At 46.4% G+C, this 18,586-nt stretch carries 15 protein-coding genes; 6 read left to right on the forward strand and 9 right to left on the reverse strand.

Annotation, left to right across the window (positions count from 1 at the left end; all coding sequences use genetic code 11):
* Positions 1 to 50 precede the first annotated feature (50 nt).
* Positions 51 to 1,916, forward strand: coding sequence for a M1 family metallopeptidase (locus HC229_RS14565; RefSeq protein ID WP_191021237.1), 1,866 nt, complete (start codon positions 51 to 53; stop codon positions 1,914 to 1,916).
* Positions 1,917 to 2,520: 604 nt separating this feature from the next.
* Here the strand turns inward: HC229_RS14565 and HC229_RS14570 are convergent.
* Complete coding sequence (locus tag HC229_RS14570; protein ID WP_191021238.1) at positions 2,521 to 2,787, reverse strand: hypothetical protein; 267 nt, start codon at positions 2,785 to 2,787, stop codon at positions 2,521 to 2,523.
* Positions 2,788 to 3,034: 247 nt separating this feature from the next.
* Between HC229_RS14570 and rnpA the strand changes: the two genes are divergently transcribed.
* From rnpA to HC229_RS14585, 3 genes are all read left to right on the forward strand, one after another.
* Positions 3,035 to 3,415 carry a ribonuclease P protein component gene (gene rnpA, locus HC229_RS14575; protein WP_191021239.1) on the forward strand — a complete coding sequence of 127 codons (381 nt, stop codon included), beginning with the start codon at positions 3,035 to 3,037 and terminating at the stop codon, positions 3,413 to 3,415.
* Between the two features lie 112 nt (positions 3,416 to 3,527).
* The gene (locus tag HC229_RS14580; RefSeq protein WP_191021240.1) at positions 3,528 to 5,165 is read left to right on the forward strand and encodes a S41 family peptidase; all 1,638 of its coding nucleotides are present in this window, start codon (positions 3,528 to 3,530) and stop codon (positions 5,163 to 5,165) included.
* Positions 5,166 to 5,984, forward strand: coding sequence for an OmpA family protein (locus HC229_RS14585; protein ID WP_191021241.1), 819 nt, complete (start codon positions 5,166 to 5,168; stop codon positions 5,982 to 5,984).
* Positions 5,985 to 5,986: 2 nt separating this feature from the next.
* Here HC229_RS14585 and HC229_RS14590 read toward each other — a convergent pair whose 3' ends face one another.
* The 4 genes from HC229_RS14590 to HC229_RS14605 form a co-directional block, all read right to left on the reverse strand.
* Positions 5,987 to 6,433, reverse strand: coding sequence for a GNAT family N-acetyltransferase (locus HC229_RS14590; RefSeq protein WP_191021242.1), 447 nt, complete (start codon positions 6,431 to 6,433; stop codon positions 5,987 to 5,989).
* A 3-nt stretch (positions 6,434 to 6,436) separates the two neighbouring features.
* The gene (locus HC229_RS14595; protein ID WP_191021243.1) at positions 6,437 to 7,405 is read right to left on the reverse strand and encodes a DUF4837 family protein; all 969 of its coding nucleotides are present in this window, start codon (positions 7,403 to 7,405) and stop codon (positions 6,437 to 6,439) included.
* A 39-nt stretch (positions 7,406 to 7,444) separates the two neighbouring features.
* A complete protein-coding gene (locus HC229_RS14600; RefSeq protein WP_191021244.1) occupies positions 7,445 to 9,499 on the reverse strand; it encodes a LysM peptidoglycan-binding domain-containing protein in 2,055 nt (684 codons plus the stop codon).
* Between the two features lie 294 nt (positions 9,500 to 9,793).
* Complete coding sequence (locus HC229_RS14605) at positions 9,794 to 10,981, reverse strand: phosphoglycerate kinase (protein ID WP_191021245.1); 1,188 nt, start codon at positions 10,979 to 10,981, stop codon at positions 9,794 to 9,796.
* Positions 10,982 to 11,179: 198 nt separating this feature from the next.
* On the opposite strand from HC229_RS14605, the gene HC229_RS14610 reads away from it, so the two are divergent.
* Together HC229_RS14610 and HC229_RS14615 are read left to right on the forward strand one after the other, a co-directional pair.
* Positions 11,180 to 12,328 (forward strand): DNA polymerase III subunit, encoded by a 1,149-nt coding sequence (locus HC229_RS14610; protein WP_191021279.1) that lies wholly within the window; start codon positions 11,180 to 11,182, stop codon positions 12,326 to 12,328.
* Between the two features lie 4 nt (positions 12,329 to 12,332).
* A complete protein-coding gene (locus HC229_RS14615; RefSeq protein WP_191021246.1) occupies positions 12,333 to 12,713 on the forward strand; it encodes a DoxX family membrane protein in 381 nt (126 codons plus the stop codon).
* Here HC229_RS14615 and HC229_RS14620 read toward each other — a convergent pair.
* The 4 genes from HC229_RS14620 to mnmG form a co-directional block, all read right to left on the reverse strand.
* The gene (locus tag HC229_RS14620) at positions 12,676 to 14,970 is read right to left on the reverse strand and encodes a helix-turn-helix domain-containing protein (RefSeq protein ID WP_223845628.1); all 2,295 of its coding nucleotides are present in this window, start codon (positions 14,968 to 14,970) and stop codon (positions 12,676 to 12,678) included. The genes HC229_RS14615 and HC229_RS14620 overlap by 38 nt on opposite strands.
* 123 nt (positions 14,971 to 15,093) lie before the next feature.
* Positions 15,094 to 15,687 (reverse strand): OmpH family outer membrane protein, encoded by a 594-nt coding sequence (locus tag HC229_RS14625; RefSeq protein ID WP_191021248.1) that lies wholly within the window; start codon positions 15,685 to 15,687, stop codon positions 15,094 to 15,096.
* A 94-nt stretch (positions 15,688 to 15,781) separates the two neighbouring features.
* Positions 15,782 to 16,630: a class I SAM-dependent methyltransferase gene (locus HC229_RS14630; protein ID WP_191021249.1), complete on the reverse strand. Its 849-nt coding sequence runs from the start codon at positions 16,628 to 16,630 to the stop codon at positions 15,782 to 15,784.
* Positions 16,631 to 16,713: 83 nt separating this feature from the next.
* Positions 16,714 to 18,585, reverse strand: a complete 1,872-nt coding sequence (gene mnmG / locus HC229_RS14635) for a tRNA uridine-5-carboxymethylaminomethyl(34) synthesis enzyme MnmG (protein WP_191021250.1) — start codon at positions 18,583 to 18,585, stop codon at positions 16,714 to 16,716.
* Position 18,586: the final 1 nt, after the last annotated feature.

Below are 18,586 nucleotides of genomic sequence, written 5' to 3' on the forward strand. Positions count from 1 at the left end.
CTCATAAAACGGAAGCGACCCTTCCGTTTTTTTATGCCTATTTTTATCAGATGAAAAGATTTTTCCTACTCGCGTTGTTCGGCTGCGTGGCGGCACAAGCGCAAAATGGTTACTGGCAACAACACGTCGACTACAAAATGGAGGTGTCAATGGACGTAAAAACGTACAAATACAAAGGCATGCAAAAGCTTGAGTATACGAACAATTCCCCGGATACGTTGAGACGTGTGTTTTACCATTTGTACAACAACGCTTTCCAGCCGGGAAGCGAGATGGATGCTAGAATACAATCGATCAAGGATCCTGACGGACGGATGATCACCAAAACCAAAGGCGCCGACGGAAAAGATGTCGTAAAAAGTCGGATCGCAGCGCTGAAACCGGACGAAATCGGTTATCTTAAGATCAATAACTTCAAGCAGGACGGCGCTTCCGCGGACACAAAAGTTGTCGGGACGATCCTCGAGGTCAAGCTCGCCCGACCGATTTTACCCCATTCCAAAGCTACGTTTTCACTCGATTTCGAAGGACAGGTTCCGGTGCAAATCAGGCGATCCGGCCGCAACAATTCCGAGGGTGTAGACCTTTCGATGTCGCAATGGTATCCGAAACTGGCCGAATACGACTTTGAAGGCTGGCACACCGATCCTTATATCGGACGGGAATTTCATGGCGTTTGGGGCGATTTCGACGTGAAGATCACGATCGACAAAAATTATGTACTTGGCGGAACCGGTTATTTGCAGAATCCGAACGAAATTGGTCATGGATATGAGGATAAAGGCGTAAAAGTCGAACATCCGAAAAAAGCAAAAACGCTGACCTGGCATTTCAAAGCGCCTATGGTTCACGATTTCACGTGGGCCGCCGATCCTGACTACAACCACGACATTTACGAGGGCCCGAACGGCGTGAAACTCCACTTCCTATGGCTAGACAATCCCGCGATCAACGACAACTGGAAAAAATTGCAGCCGGATACGGCCAAGCTGATGGAGATTTACAACACTACCGTCGGAAATTATCCGTACAAACAATATTCAGTGATTCAAGGTGGAGACGGCGGAATGGAATATGCCATGTGTACGCTTATTCTCGGAACCGGAAAATACGACGGCCTGCTTGGCGTCACGGCTCATGAAATGGCGCATTCGTGGTTCCAGCACGTTCTGGCCTCAAATGAAAGCAAACACGGTTGGATGGATGAAGGTTTCACCTCTTTCCTTGAAGATTACGGCCTCAACGAGATTGCCGAAGCTAAGGCAAAGAACCCTTGGGGAAGCGCCTATCGCGGCTACTTTTCAATGGTCAACAGCGGATTGGAACTGCCGCAGTCTACACACGCCGACCGCTTCGACCAAAACCGCGTCTACAGCATATCGTCTTACAGCAAAGGGGAAGTTTTCCTGTCCCAGCTTGTCTATGTGGTCGGGAAAGAGGCTTTGTTCAAAGCGTTGAAGCGTTATTATTCCGATTTTAAATTCAAGCACCCGACGCCTAACGACATCAAACGATCTGTGGAGAAAGAATCCGGAGCCGTTCTCGATTGGTATCTCGTCGATTGGACGCAAACCACCAATACGATTGACTACGGAATCAAATCGGTAAGCGAAGGCGCGAACGAAACGACCGTAACGCTTGAAAGAATCGGACGTATGCCGATGCCGATCGACCTCATCGTCGAATATGAAAATGGCACAAAGGAATATTTTTACGTTCCGTTGCGTATGATGCTTTTTGAAAAACCGAATCCTTACCCTGAAATGAAACGCACTGTTTTATCCGATTGGGCATGGGCGTTTCCAACGTTTGAGTTTAAAATTCCGACTAAATCCGGTAAGGTCAGAGCCATTTTGATCGATCCCAGCGGGTTGATGGCCGACGTCAAGCCCGAAAATAACTCCTGGAAAAAGTAGAAAGCCTGGCTTGCACAGATGGCTGATTGTATGGAATCGTGTTATTTGGTTATTCGTTCGTTTTAACAAAAACGGCAGAAAAACTGTAATTATATGTTGCAGCCTTGATCTAACTTTGTAGACATAACAGATTTTGGAAAATCTGTTATGTCTTACAGCCGTGCATTCTCAGTAATATTCATTCACGGTAATGCTCTCTGTCTGACAACGATGAAAGTGAAATTCCACAATTTGTTATATTATTGCCGAGACGGTTTCCAAAAACTAAAAACCCTTCCAAGTTAAATTCTGGAAGGGTTTCTTTATTCAGGTACGCCTAAAATCTGGCTTTTCCCTGAAATGTGCCTGAAATTTGATCTCAGGGCTTGTGTTGTTGTGTTGAGTTGTAGTAGTTATCCGCTTTTTTCCAGCAGTTGTTTCTTCAACCTGCGGATATTGCTTAATTCGTTAACCAATTTCTATGATGTAAAGTTAATAATTCGACTTATGGTTTGCGTTTCAGCATTTTAATCGATAATTACACAATTTTCATTTCAAGAAAATGCCCTTAGATCGTTGCATTTCAGAAGGGCATTTTTCTCAAAAATTGGTTGTCACACATTCCTTATTTCGTTGAAGCCGGTTGTGCCTTTTTCTCGGTAGTCGTTGCCTCAAGTTTGGTTGGGCTAGTGGCAGGAGTTTGTGTGGACGGTGAAGCAGGAGTTGCAGTGGTGGTAGTAGACGTTGCGGTCTTTACTTCCTTCTTTTCCTCCTTTTTCGCTTCAGGGGTTGTGGTTGTTGTAGTTGTCTCAGTTTTAGTGGCTTTCTTGTCGGTTTGTGCCGATGCGAAGGCTCCCGTTAGAAGCATTGCGCAAAAAAGTAATTTTTTCATGACTCAATTTTTAGTTATGTTGTTGTTGCATACTAATTCGCAACTACGGTGCCGATTTATCAAATGACATCAATCGGACTGTCCTTGACTTGTCAAATATCTAACAATCAAACATTTACCTGATTCATACCAGGACTTGCTTTTCAATTATAATTCTCACTAATGTGTAGAAAATGTAGAAAGGGTTGTGGAATATTCCCTAAAATCTTGTGGATTCCAGTTTCGGCAGACTTCGTACTTTTGCCAGATGGCGTTAACGTATCCAAAATCTGAAAAGCTAAAGAGCCGAAAAACCATTGAGCGCCTGTTTACCGAAGGGAAATCCGTCTCGAAATATCCTTTGCGCCTGGTTTACATAGAAAATATTTCTGAAACCGGGCTAATCCAAATGGGCGTGTCGGTGTCAAAGCGCAATTTCAAAAAGGCCCATGATCGCAATTATTTCAAGCGTTGCCTGCGCGAAGCATATCGTTTGAACAAGCATATTTTGCTCGCAAATCTTGAGACGCCTCACGCTTTTATGCTGCTTTATCAATCGTCGGAACGGCTTACGTCGAACCAAATCCAAACCAAGACCATCGCTCTTTTCGAGAAGTTCAATGTGCGCGAAATTCCCAAACCGGAATAAGCGATGCGATTTGTTGACACGGCGTTGAAAAGTGTGGCCTTTTATTATTATTTTAGTCGCCCTCATTGTATTCTTCCGCAACTGATTGGAGAAGATTGAAAAGAATAGAACCATGTACACTTTCCTCAAAAAAAGATATGTTCTTCCCGCAGTCGGAGCCGGACTTTTATTCGTCGGCGCGAGCTTCAGGGAAGACTTTTTCGAAGTCGCCAAGCAAATCGAGATTTTCACGGAATTGTTCAAAGCCGTCAACGAAAATTACGTAGACGAGACGAATCCGGGCCAATTGATGGACCATGCGATCAAAAACATGCTGTCCGATCTCGATCCGTACACGGTTTATTTCAACGAAGCCGATGTCGTCAAATTCAAAATCAACAATACAGGCGAATACACAGGAATCGGCGCATTGCTCACGCGAAAGGATGGCGTGCTCATCGTTAAAGAACCTTATAAGAATTACCCGGCAGACAAAGCCGGGTTGAAAGCCGGAGACGAGATCATACAAATCGGCGATGTGAACCTTATCGATTTTAAGGAAGATGCGGGCCAACTGCTCAAGGGTTCCAAAAACACCAAGATCGACCTCAAGTACAAACGTCAGGGAAAGGTCATGACCACGCAACTCGTGCTCGACGAAGTGGAACTCAAAGCCGTTCCGTTCTTTTCTAAAATCGACGAGAAAACCGGCTATATCGTGTTGGCGCAATTCAACAAACGCGCCTCTCTCGAAACCAAAGAAGCCTTGGAACAACTCAAACGCGACGGCGCCGAACGCATCGTGCTCGATTTGAGGGGAAATCCCGGCGGGCTTTTGGCCGAAGCGGTCAATATCTGCAACCTTTTTGTCCAGAAAGGTGAAGTCATCGTCACGACGAAATCCAAGCTGGAGAAACACAACAATACGTACAAAACCATGCGGGATCCGATAGATCCGGAAATTCCGCTCGTCATTCTCGTCGACGGAAAATCGGCTTCGGCCTCAGAAATCGTCGCCGGCGCGTTGCAGGATCTCGATCGTGCGGTGATCGTGGGAAGCAGGAGTTTCGGAAAAGGTCTTGTACAACGTCCGATCGATCTGACTTACGGAACTCAGTTGAAGATTACGATTTCGCGTTATTACACGCCTTCTGGCCGATGCATCCAGGCATTGGATTATGCACATCGTGATAAGGACGGAAAAGCCATCCGCACGGAAGCTGCGAAATACAACGCCTTCAAAACGCGCAAGGGACGCACGGTTTTCGACGGTGGCGGGATTATGCCGGACGTAGAACTGTCCGAAACCAAAACCAGCCCAATTTCTGACGCTTTGGTCCGCAACGACGGCATTTTCAACTACGTAACCGAATATTATTACAAGCATCCGGGCAACGACAAAACGATTCCGTCGATTTCAGACGCCGATTTTACCGAATTCAAATCGTTCCTCAAGCGCACGAATTTCGCTTTCGATACCGATACGGAACTAGCGCTTAAAAAAACACTGGAGGCCGCCAAAAAAGAAAAGGTCGATGCCGCCATCACAACCGAATACCAGTCGCTTTTGACGGCGCTGCAAAGAAGTGAGGACGCCCAGATCACGCAGAACCAAAAAGAAATCAAGGATCTCATACGGGACGAGGCCATAAAGCGCTATCAGTACAAAGAAGGTTTGTACCAATTTTACACGAAGAACAATTCCGAAATCAAAAAAGCCGTTTCGATCCTCAACGCTCCGGCTGAATACAACAAGATACTCAAGATCTAGATGCGCATCAAATTCCTTTTGCCGCTAATGTTCCTGTTCGCAATTGCGAGCGCCCAGGAAAACGTCGTACAATCGGTTTATTTCCAATTCGATAAGTTTGCCCTCGACCCAGGACAAGGTCAGGAGGTTGTCGATTTTATCAAGAAAGCCGATTCCAGCAGGATAGAATCGATAGAAATTTTCGGATATACCGACGATCGCGGCAAAGACGCCTACAACACCAAGCTCTCGAACCAACGCGCAAGCGAAGTCCAGAAACGCATTGTGGCCGCCGGAATCAAAAGCAAAGTCATCGTGACGATTGAAGGCAAGGGCAAAATCATGATCGAGGACGATATCGAACCTGAGAAGATTCCTGAAAAACGCTCGAAAAACCGACGTGTCGATGTCGTGCTTAACCTGCGTCCGTTGCCGAAAATCCAGATGCCGGGAATGTACACGTCGATCCCGAAAAATCCCGTGATCGGCGATCATATTTATCTCGAGAACCTCTTGTTCGAGCGCGGCAGCAGTAAATTGACGTTCAAGGCGAAAACACAATTGGACCAGTTGGCCAAGATCCTGCACAAATACAAGAACCTCAACTTTGAAGTTCAGGGTCATGTGTGTTGCGTTCCGCCTTACCAAAACGAGGCGATCGATCTCGCGACCAAAAAACGCAAGCTTTCCACCAACCGTGCGGAGGCCGTCTACAAATATCTCGCGTTTAAGAAAATTCCGAAAGAGCGTATGACGTTCAAAGGCTACGGGAATAAGGTCCCGCTCGGCAAGGAATTCGAATACGACCGTCGCGTCGAACTGGTCATCACCAAAATCTGATTTTACGCTTTTTTCATCCTGATGTGCGGAATCTCATCCTCGAGGTACGTTATGCCCTCGGTAACGAAACCGTGGGATTCATAAAAACGCTGCAAGTACAATTGAGCGGAAATCACGATCTCGGTTTGACCGAAAAGCCGCTCGATCGACTGGATCGCCTCGCGCATGAGTTCGTGACCGTATTTTTTGTCGCGTGAATTTGGGGACACCACCACGCGCCCAATCGACGTTTCATCAAAATAGTCCCCTTTGTCGAAAAGTCGAGCATACGCCACGATTTCACCATCTGACTCCCCAAACAAATGTACCGCTTTCTCGTCTTTGCCATCAATGTCCTGGTAGACGCAATTTTGCTCCACCACAAAGACTTCAGACCGCAACTGCAGGATTCGGTAGAGTTCGGAGGCCGAAAGTGCCTCAAATCGCTTTATTTTGAATTCTATACCCATTTTTTATTTATTAGATGAAAAGCGCAAAGTTTTCAGGATGGCTTCCAACTCGAACATAAGTTCCCGCTTTTCGCGTGATGGCGCGTAACAAAAGCCTTCAGCCACAATGTAAACATGGCGTTTGGCGTCGTAGATGCAATAGTTGATAAAAGGCCCGGACATAAAATCATTGTTGAGTTGCCAGGTGCCGCGGGTTTCAAAAGCGCGATGGCCGTCGATGGCGACAGGCGTGAAATAAGGCGTATAGGAATTTTCAGTCATCATGTCGGCACGAGGCTTGGTTCCGTGGATATAGCGTTTCCCGATGGAATCGCGCATCCCCACGATTTTCTCCACATTCGGGCTGCCCATCAATTTTTCCGGAATTTGGTAAACGATGATACTCGTGCTTCCGCTTACGATTTCCTTCTTGAACCATAAAAATCTTCGCCGTTTCAGCACCAGGCGGTAATCTGGCGGAATATCCATCGCAACGTTGAACTTTTGCTCGACAGCTTTGTCGCTTTCCAGTGATTTCCGAAGGTGAAGTTGCGCCTGACGGATCTCCGTCGCCCGTATGCGTTTGATGATTTCGGACGCATTTTCCTGTATCAACCCGATGATGTCCGCAGTGCTCCTACCGTTGATGTAGACTACATTTTGCGGTTTCATGAACTGATCCTGGCGTATTTCAAAACTTGTCCGGTCGGTTTTTTTGACCACGATGATATTGCGACTGTCCGTCGTGTAGCCTTCCAGTAATTTCACCGGATATTGGTTGATCGTAAACAGCGGCTCTTCCTGTGGCAATCCCAACACGGGCGAAGCGAATTTGTTTCTTAGCGAATCCCCGATTTCCCCGTTCCACAAGACATCGTCTATGATAAGTGAAATCTGGTTATAGCTGATTTTTTCAGGCACGACTTCCCTTTTCCTGCCGCAACTTACAAGCGCGATCGGTAAAATCAGCAATAAAAAAAGGGCTTTGTCCATGTCCTGAATAAAGCCCTAAAAGTAATCAATATTTTTTCGTCAGCCGCTAATCTTGAGCTTCATGCCCGGCTTGAGGTTATTGCCGCTGATGCCGTTCCATTTCTTGATGTCTGAAACGCTCACGCCCGGATATTTCTTGGCAATGCTGAAAAGCGAATCCCCTTTTTTCACATAGTAATGCGCATCAAGGCCTTTTGCAGCAATGTGTTTCTCTTTCTTGGAAGCTTTCTCAACCGCCGCGATGTCTTGGGTGATCTCGGTTTTTCCGACGATAAGTTTCGTGCCTATCATCACATTGTTATCGGTAATATTGTTCCACGCTTTCAAATCTTCGAGCGCGATATTGTTGCGTTTGGCGATCGTACTCAGGTTGTCGCCACGAACCACGACGTACTCCTCGTTCTTGAACTTAGGTTCGTCCGCTTTAGCCACTTGCTCATCCGCAGCTGCGATGTCCGAAACCTTAAGCTTCGATTCGAGCCTCACGGTATTGTCCTGGATGTTGTTCCATTTCTTGATATCCTCCACCGATACGTTGAACTTACGCGCAATCGCAGCAATGTTGTCGCCTTTTTCCACCACATAGAACTGTGGATTATCAGATCCCGTGATGACTTTTGAAGCCGAAGCTACTGCCGCGGAATCAGGCTTTTTCGCCACCGATGCCACGATCGTTTCCGGTTTCGGATCTGTCTTTTCCTTTTTAGAGTTGACCGCAATGCTTTCCGTCGTGACGATCTTCAACGTTCTCCCAAGCGGCGCTACACTTTTGCGCAATCCGTTCGAACGTTTGATGCTCGCGATAGAAACGCCGTATTTATCCGAAATCTCGCCAAGGCTGTCCCCTTTTCTTACTTTGTGATAACGGACGCGTGTTTTGGTGACGTATCCGTCTTCGCTGGTTCTATTGCCCGAGCGACTGGAATCTTTCAACGCCAAAGCCGACGCTATCGAACTGTACGGACGCTCTCTTCTCGCGCCTTCGTGTTCGGCGTAAGCATAAATTTTCTGTTCGTTGGACGTGAAAATCGCCATTTTATCGTTTGGCAATCTCAGGTAATGCGCCTTGTCGTGGTAAGCAGGAATGGTGTTGAGCTTGTATGAAGGATTCAACAACTGAAGTTGGGCAACCGGAATATCGAGCAAATCCGAAAGCTGTTTGAACGACAATTGCTTGCGCACCATGACGGTGTCGGTTTCAAAATGCTTCACTAGAGCGCGGTTCGGGACGATTCCGTGCTCTTTGTGGTATTCGTAAATGTACATCGTGGCAAGGAAAGCGGGAACGTAACCGGCCGTTTCCTGCGGCAAATGTTTGCGGATGTTCCAGTAATTCTGTTTTCCGCCAGAGCGACGAATCGCCTTTGCAACATTTCCTGGACCGGAATTGTAAGACGCGAGGACCAAATCCCAATCGCCGAAAATACGGTACATGTTCGCCATGTACTGAGCCGCAGCCTCGCTTGCTTTCAACACATCACTGCGCTCATCGACATACGAATCGATTTTGAGATTGTACTGCTTTCCGGTTTGATACATAAATTGCCAAAGCCCGGTTGCACCAACGCGCGAAACCGCTTTCGGGTTCAACGCCGATTCGACGATAGCGAGATATTTGATTTCCAACGGAACATTGTACTTGGCCAAAGCCTCTTCGAACATCGGGAAATAATATTCCGAAATCGCCATCAAACGCTCATACGAACGCTTTCGGTTTTTGAGGAAATTCTTTGTCAGGTTCTCAAGTCCTGGATTGTATTCGATGTTAAACGGGGATTTCGAATCCATTTCGGCCAGGCGCTGTTTGAAAAGCTCCGTCGACCATCCTTCGTTATAATCGACTTTTTTGTCGAGGTCGATGTTGCGGATGTCGGCCGATAGGTCGTTGAAAATATCCGGATTCGTGAGTTCCTTCATCCAAAGGCTGTCTACGCAGGCCGCCATGTTGTCGTAAACGAACGTGGATTTGATGGAATCGAGGTAAGATAGTTTAATCTCAGGTTTTACTGCTGTTTCGCTTTGGGCGACATCTTGCGCGATGGCTTGTGCCGAAGCGAGAAACACTAAAGAAAGTGTGGCATTTCTTAAATTCATTCTCTACGTTTTTATGCCTTTGGAACGGGAAATCCTACAGCTCCTTCGGCTTTCAATTCGTGATTAATTTTTCTGAAAATTTTGTCTCGCCTGTTTACACAGAACGTGCCAAAAAGCTATTTTTCAACTTTTTGAGATTTGCAAACATACTAATACTATAACAAAATTCGCTAATCCTATAACTTTAAATTGAATCTTAAAGTATATTTTTTAACATCTGCATCAATATTATTAACAACTCAGCACAAAAAAAGCCCTCACGAGAGAGGGCCGAATTTCTTGAATATTAAAACGTTATTCCAGTATTGCCGCAATCCCGGGAAGCGTACGACCTTCGAGCATTTCCAGCATCGCGCCACCGCCGGTAGAGACGTAGCTCATCTTCGGTTCAAGCCCGAATTGTTTCACCGCCGAAACAGAATCGCCTCCACCGACAAGCGAAAATGCTCCATTTTCGGTGGCTTCTGCAATATAATTTCCTAGTTCGATCGTACCGTTGGCAAAATTTTCCATTTCAAAGACGCCAATCGGCCCATTCCACAAGATCGTTTTTGACTCCAGGATCACTTTTTTGAAGTTTTCTAGTGTTTTCCGGCCTGCATCCAAGCCTTGCCAACCCTGCGGAATTTTATCGACGTCCACTATCTTCGTCTTTGCATCATTGTTGAAATCGTCCGCAGCCAAAACATCGACCGGAATATGGACCTGCACACCTTTTTGCTTCGCCTTCTCGAGGATTTCAAGTGCCAGGTCGAGCTTATCGGTTTCGCAAATCGAATCTCCTACTTCCCCTCCTTGGGCTTTGATGAACGTATAGGTCATGCCTCCGCCGAGAATCATGTGGTCGACTTTGTCGAGAATATTTTCGATTACCGTGATTTTGGTCGACACTTTCGAACCGCCCAAAATGGCCGTAACCGGCTTTTTACTGTCGTTGAGAACTTTGTTTAGGCTCTCGATTTCTTTAGCCAATAAGTATCCGAAACATTTCTTTTCAGCGAAAAATTTAGCGACGATCGTAGTCGAAGCATGAGCGCGGTGAGCCGTCCCGAATGCGTCGTTCACATAAATGTCGCCCAATGAGGCCAATTCTTTTGCGAAATCCTCGTCCCCGGCTTCCTCTTCTTTGTAGAACCTTAGGTTTTCCAAAAGTAGGATTTCACCCGGTTTCAGGTCTTCGGCGGCCTTTTTGGCCACGTCACCGCGGGAATCATCGGCGAATTTCACATCGACACCAAGAGTTTCGGACGTTTTGGTTAAAATGTGCTTAAGCGAATATTTGTCCTCTTTTCCTTTAGGACGTCCGAGGTGCGACATCAGAATGACGCTTCCGCCGTCAAACAGCACTTTTTCAATCGTCGGCTTCGCGGCTTCTATTCGCGTAGCGTCGGTAATGTTGAAATCGTCGTCCAACGGCACGTTGAAATCTACACGGATCAGCGCTTTTTTATCTTTAAAATCGAAATTGTCAAGTGTTTTCATGGATTGATTTGTATGAGTTGCACAAATATAGTTTTTTTGGCGGAAGCTGTTCTGGCAGTCAATTAGCTTCAAATGCAAATCAAATTCGAACTGAACTAAAATACTCGTTAAAACTAAAACGCGATACCTCAATAGTGTTTTATGGTTGCGCCATCCGGTCCGATAAGCTACACAACGGCCAAATCCCTATATTTGCCCATGCAGTTTTCGGAAATTTTAGGTCAGGAACACCTCAAAAATCATTTGATCCAAAGCGCGGCTTCAGGCCGTATCCCGCACGCGCAACTGTTTGTCGGACCGGAAGGTTGCGGGACACTTGCGGCGGCCATCGCCTATGCGCAATTCATTTTGTGCGCCAATTTGGGTGCTGAAAATTCCGGAGGCAATGAATCGTGCAACCTGAAATTCGCTCAGTTCTCACATCCCGATCTTCATTTCGTCTATCCGACGGTAACGACCGAAGACGTCAAGACAAAGCCCAAAAGCCTTGATTTTCTAACGGAATGGCGTGAATTCCTCAAAACCAATCCGTATGGAAGCCTCTTCGACTGGTACCAGATTTTAGGCGTAAAAAACAAACAAGGGGAAATCAGGGTCGAGGACGCAAAGGAAATCCTCAAGGCGTTGGCACTCAAGTCTTTTGAAGGCGGTTACAAGATCATGATCATCTGGATGGCCGACAAACTCAACGTCGAGGCGTCGAACAAAATCCTCAAACTGCTCGAGGAACCCGAACCGATGACGGTTTTTATCCTGATTTCAGAAAACGAGGAAGATATTTTGCAAACGATCCGTTCGCGTTGCCAGGTATTGCAGTTCAATGGAATTCCGGAGAAGATCATCGCCGATACCTTGGTAACCCGGGAAAACATGGTACCTCGCGACGCGCTGCGTTTAGCCCGTCAAGCACAGGGAAATTTCAACAAAGCGCTTCACTTGCTGCACGACGACAGCGAAGAAACGCCTTTCGAAGAATGGTTCGTACAATGGGTACGTGCTGCTTTTCGGGCCAAAGGGAATGCTGCCGCTATAAATGATTTGATCGGATGGAGCGAAACCATTGCCGCACTTGGCCGGGAAACACAAAAAAAATTCCTCAATTTCTGCATCGACATTTTCCGGCAGGCATTATTGCTTAATTACCAGGCGACGCCTTTGGTGTATTTTGAGCCGAAAGTAGACAAGTTTCGGCTGGAGAATTTCGCTCCTTTCGTGAACGACAAGAATATTTCAGAAATTTTTGCCGAACTTTCCGACGCGATTTACCACATCGAACGCAACGGAAATGCCAAGATCATCCTGACTGATCTCTCGATAAAACTCACGCGCCTCATCCATAAAAAATAAACCAATGAACTACGCATCCATCCTCATCCTGATTTTCCTGGCCGTGACTTTCATACAGTCCGGATACGACAAGGTTTCCGACTGGAAGGGCAACGTTGGCTGGTTAAAGGAACATTTCTCCAAGACGTTTTTGCGCAGCACCGTTCCTTTGGCCCTGTTTACGATTCTCGCACTTGAATTGGCAGCCGGGATTTTTTGTGTCGTCGGAAGCATTCAACTGCTGACCAATGGCGAGCGCGATTACGGATTCTACGGTGCCGTTTTCTCCTGCATCACCTTGATTTTCCTGCTGTTCGGCCAACGCATCGCAAAAGACTACGACGGCGCGCGCACGATCTGCATCTATTTCATTCCTGCGGTGATGGCGGTGTATTGGCTTGGGTAAACGCCATTTTTGCGCGATAGAACCGAAGTTCGTCCCAGGTAAATTCCTCTCCGTGTTTTTCCTTTAACGCCCCTAGCGTATCCGTCGGGCTGAAATCTGTGAAGATTGTTGCAAGCGCTTCGAGCCTATCGTTTGGAAGTACGTCCGAAACATCCACTTTGCCCATTTCGATAAGTTTGGCCAAGTGACCATTGATCGTATTCGGCGTAAGTTTCCGTTCAGATGCGATGTCGGCGACCGTCATCTGCTTTAACCATAAATCGTATGTGACTTCAGCCGTTGATTTTTTCGGCTCTTTCTTTTGCCTTTTTCTTGAAGCGCGTTCGATGGGGAGATCGTCTTCGATAATTTGTCCGCTTTTTTCCGAATAGATTTCGCGAACCTTCAGGATCTTATTCACGCGGTAATTGTCGGCAACCGAATTCGCCATTTTTTCTTTTGAAACTTCTTCGCCCGAAGCCACGATCTCCATGAACTTTTTGGTTCGGATCAATTGCAGGACGGCCTTCGTCTGTTCTTCTTCGAGTTCAAGCAATTCCGTGTAAAATTCCTTGGTTTTTTTGACGCGTCTTACCTCTTCCATCTTGAGGAACAGCTCGCCCACGAGTTCATCCATCGGATCGAAAAAATACTGCATGGCGGCATCGATGCGTCCGGCGATAAACGACATATCGGGATTTTCCGCATCAAAAAGGCGATCGAGTTGAAGCACGAATTTTGCGGCCGGATCGAGCAGCTTCTCAAACTTCCGATATTGTTCGTCCGCCCAGGCTTTTTGTTTGCCCTTCTCTCCTTTGCTGCTTTCTGTAGCGTAACTGAACTTGTGGTTGCGCCACTGTTGCGCCAAATCTTGCCAGTCGAAGCTGTTTTTGAGGATATTACGCACGAAATTGCGGCGTTCGTGCACCAGCGATTGCTCCAGTACGTCGAATTCCGCACGATTTTCCGCGTATTGCATGACGTCAGGATCGTTCTCGAGCCCGTTCATTTGCAACGGAGAAAGCAAAATAAGCCCGTTTAAAGACCGCAGACGCGAAAAAGCAACATAGGCTTGACCTGGCTGAAAAATCTGGCTTACGTCGAGCGCAGCTTTGTCGAACGTCAAACCCTGGCTTTTATGAACGGTGATCGCCCAGGCCAGTTTGATCGGATAGTGCACGAAAGTCCCGAGAATCTCTTCTTTGATCTCTTTTGTGGCAGGATCGACGACGTAACGGATATTTTGCCACTCGTACCGCTCAACGCCGATTATTTTGTCTTCATCCGGGAATCGCACGCGTATTTCCTGTTCAGACAGATCCTCGACTATCGCCGTCTTTCCGTTGTAATATTGTTTGTCAACCGAGAGGTCGTTTTTGACGAACATGATCTGCGCACCGACCTTGAGCCGAAGCGTCTCGTCTATCGGATACAATTTCTCGGGAAAATCGTCGATGATCTCGGCTCTAAATTCGTAGGTTTTTTCCTTCAACAATCCGAGCGCCGCGGTATTGATCGCATCGGCTTTTGCGTTGTGCGTGGTAAGTGTGATATGCCCAGGGTTTTCCCTTAGATTGAAATCTGGCCGGACATAAGAATTTAAAACCGAAACATCTTCACGTGAAACAATATTGTTCCTGAGATTGTTCAGTATACCGATAAACGCGTCGTCCGTTTGACGGAAAATCCTGGTAAGCTCGATATAAAGCGGCGGATGTTTGCCGATCACATGCGAATGAAAAAAGAATTTGCCTCGATAGTAGCGTCTCAGCGTCTCCCATTCCTCGTTTTTCACTACCGGCGGAAGTTGCAACAGATCGCCAATGAACAGCACTTGCACACCTCCGAACGGCTGGCTCCGTTTTCGGACCGACTGCATCATAAAATCGACGGCGTCAAGAAGGTCGGCACGTAGCATACTTACCTCGTCGATGATCAGCAGTTCCATGTTGCGGATCACGCTTCTTTTGATGGCGCTCATCTTGAAATGCCGCCTCAAGCTCTCACGCGTTTCGAATTTGACCGAATCTGAAAAAACGGGCGCGCTATGGTCTGGCAAAAAAGCACCGAACGGCAATTGGAACATCGAATGGATAGTGACTCCACCGGCGTTGAGCGCAGCAATTCCCGTGGGCGCCACGACGACCGTATTCTTGTGCGTCGTTCGGATGATTTCTCTAAGAAGGGTAGTTTTCCCGGTTCCGGCCTTTCCGGTAAGAAACAGGGAGCGATTCGTCTGGTTGATGAATCGCAAGACGTAGTTTGCGGCTTCGGACATTATCATTTCGGCGTATATTGGATGTCGGAAAAGTACAATTTATTTCGCACACAGCTGATTATCAACAATAAAAAAAATGCCTTCCGATCTGGAAAGCATTTCAAGAGATTTCGCTTCGGTAGATTACTTTTTATCTTCCGGCTTGGCTTCGGCTTTCGCCTGATCGGTAGCAGGAGCTTCCTTTTTGCCGTTTTTCTCGTAATTCTCGTTTAACGCCTTGATAACGGTTGTGGTAATATCATATTGCTCTTTTGCATACAGGACAGAAGCTGTCACGCCTGTTCCATAAATGTAGTCGTAGCCTTCTTTCTTGCCATATTCTTTAAGAAATTTCTTAACCCTGGTCACCGCTGAATCTTGTTCAACTCCAACTTCAGATTGCAGACGTCTCAATAGTTCGTCTTGCGCATACTGCAATTGCTGGGCTTTTCTTTGAAGTGGCGCACTATTCTGCTGGGCCCAAACCTGTCCTAATTGCTCGGCTTTGGCCATGAACGCAGCTCTCTCCTGCTCGAAACGCTTTGCCTCGGCTTCAAGTCCTTTGCTCATTTCCTGCTCCTTGGCCTTGTATTTTGCCGTGAGGTCCTTCATTTCTGTGGATTCTTCCATCAGTTTTTCAGTATCGACATATGCCGTTTTGAACTGCGCTTGGTCAGCGGGCTTGTTGCAAGAAGCGAAGACAAGTGCGATTGACAATATTGCGAGCGTCTTTTTCATTTAAGATGTATTTCGTTTTTTTTAAAATCGCGTAAAAATATAAAAATTAGATAAGTTGCAGCCCATTTTAGGCCAATAATACTAACACAAGCTTCTAGTCGTGTCTCAAGATATAAATCAAAGACGAAAATTCACCTGATTTCCTAGCTTTTATATTGGATTTCAGGCCGTTAGCAAAAGCTTTGATCGGATTCATGCTCCCGGAACGGTACTTTTCAGATAGTAAGCTCACGTAATAAGCGTCAAAGGGCATCGGCAGCGTTTCCACCAATTTCAGGTTAGCCAACGCAGCTAGTTTGTCGATCGCCGTCTTGGAGAAGTGCCAAAGATGGCGCGGCACATCGTAAGCTGCCCAAAATTCACCATATACTTTAGCATCATAAGATTTGTGATTCGGTACCGCGATGACGATTACTCCGCCGGGTTTAAGCAATCGTTTCAATTCCGATAATTGCCACTTAGGATCCGGGACATGTTCAAGTACATGCCACATCGTAATTACATCGAATGAACTTTCCGGTAACGTTTCGGTCGTATCAGTAAACAAAATACCCTTTGACTCGGCGATGCTGCGTGCCTTTTTACTGGGCTCGACTGCCGATACCATCCATCCATCAGATTTCGCCACCGTTAAAAAATCGCCTGTCCCGGCACCTATATCGAGAATTGCGCCTTTGCGCGTCTTCAATTGGTTAACCAATCTCAGCTTGTTTTTTAACGCAATTGACTTGACAAATTGGTAGACTCGTTCAAAAAGTGAACGTTTTCCGTCCGTATGGGAAATATAATCATCACTTTCGTAATACGCTGCCAGTTGTTCTCCTTCTGGTTTCGGATGCGTAAACAACATATCGAGACCTTCGTCACGAATCAAATCAAAATTTTCGTTAGAGACCGTATAATCTTTAACGGTTAGAAAACGCGTATTTTTAAAATTATCCATTGTATAATTTAAAACAGAAATTGCCGATAAAAACACGGCATCCCTTTATTGACGGGCGATACCACTTTAGTTCCACGTGAAACCTAGCGCCCCATATACACAAGTAAGACGGAAATATCGCTAGGAGAAACTCCACTGATCCGCGACGCCTGTGAAATAGTTACCGGACGAATCGCGCTTAATTTCTGTTTGGCCTCGATCGACATCGACTTGATTTTTTGGTAATCAAAGTCGTCAGGGATCCGGACATCCTCCAATCGCGTCAATTTATCAGCGTTATTTCGCTCCTTCTCGATGTATCCCGAGTATTTTACCTGAATTTCCGCTTGTTCGATAATCTCCATATCGAGATTGTGTTCCTCGATATAGGCAATCACCTTTTCAAACTGTAATACGTCCTCAAGCTCGATCTGCGGACGAGAAAAGACTTTGAACATTTTATCAGACTGCGTCATTGGTGCGCTTCCTTTTTCTTGCAGTACTGGATTTGCTTCTTCAACCGACAAGCTAGTCTGCTTAAAAAAACTGACCATTTTTTCGCTCTCGTCCAATTTATGTTGCATTCGCTTCATTCGATCATCCGAAGCTAAACCAATTGCGTGAGATTTTGGCGTCAATCTAAAATCTGCATTATCCTGGCGCAACAGCGTTCGATACTCCGCTCGCGAGGTGAACATCCGATAAGGTTCTTCAGTTCCCTTCGTAATCAAGTCGTCGATGAGCACACCTATATACGCCTCGTCGCGTTTCAAAATAAACGGATCTTGTTCCTTAACTTTCAAAGCCGCGTTTATTCCCGCCATTAAACCTTGGGATGCAGCTTCTTCATAACCTGTTGTTCCATTGATTTGTCCTGCGAAATACAAACCGTCAACCAATTTCGTCTCTAGCGTATGTTTGAGCTGTGTAGGCGGAAAATAATCATACTCTATTGCATATCCAGGCCTGAAAAACTTCACGTTTTCAAAACCAGCGACAGATTTAAGCGCTTTGTACTGGATATCTTCTGGCAAAGAGGTTGAAAATCCATTTACGTAAAACTCTACAGTATCCCAGCCTTCTGGCTCGACGAAGAGCTGATGTCTTTCCTTATCGGCAAACCTGTTTATCTTATCTTCTATTGACGGACAGTAGCGTGGTCCCAGACTTTTGATGCGCCCGTTGAACATTGGCGAACGGTCGAATCCATCGCGCAAGATAGCATGCACTTCCGGTGAAGTATACGTCATATAACATGACCGCTGTTTTGTTAACGGTTTCGTCTGATCGGAATACGAAAACTTTTGTGGGTTTTCATCTCCTTTTTCCTCGTTCATTTTCGAAAAGTCAAGCGATCGTCCGTCAACGCGAGGTGGCGTTCCGGTTTTCATTCTTCCGGCTTCAAAGCCAACGCTCACGAGATCTTCGGTGATTCCGAATGCAGCACTTTCTCCAGCCCTGCCTCCACCGAATTGCTTTTCTCCGATGTGAATCAATCCGTTCAAAAACGTACCGTTTGTGAGAACAACGCTTTTTGCCCTGATTTCGACGCCCAAAGAAGTACGTATTCCTCTGACACGTCCCCGATCGATAATTAGGCCGCGAACCATTTCTTGATAAAAATCCAAGTTTGGAGTGCGCTCTAACATCAGTCGCCATTCTTCCGCAAATCGCATCCGGTCACTTTGAACTCTCGGCGACCACATGGCCGGACCTTTTGACTTGTTCAGCATTTTGAACTGGATGGCTGTTTTATCCGAAACAATCCCCGAATAACCGCCGAGCGCATCGATTTCACGAACAATCTGGCCTTTTGCAATTCCACCCATCGCCGGATTACATGACATCTGGGCAATATTTTGCAAGCTCATAGTAACCAAAAGCGTCTTGCAGCCCAAATTGGCTGCAGCCGCTGCTGCTTCCGAACCCGCGTGGCCAGCTCCGACCACAATTACGTCATACTCGTTTTCAAACATA

It is taken from the genome of Flavobacterium selenitireducens, assembly GCF_014748335.1.
In the GTDB taxonomy this organism is placed as follows: domain Bacteria; phylum Bacteroidota; class Bacteroidia; order Flavobacteriales; family Flavobacteriaceae; genus Flavobacterium; species Flavobacterium selenitireducens.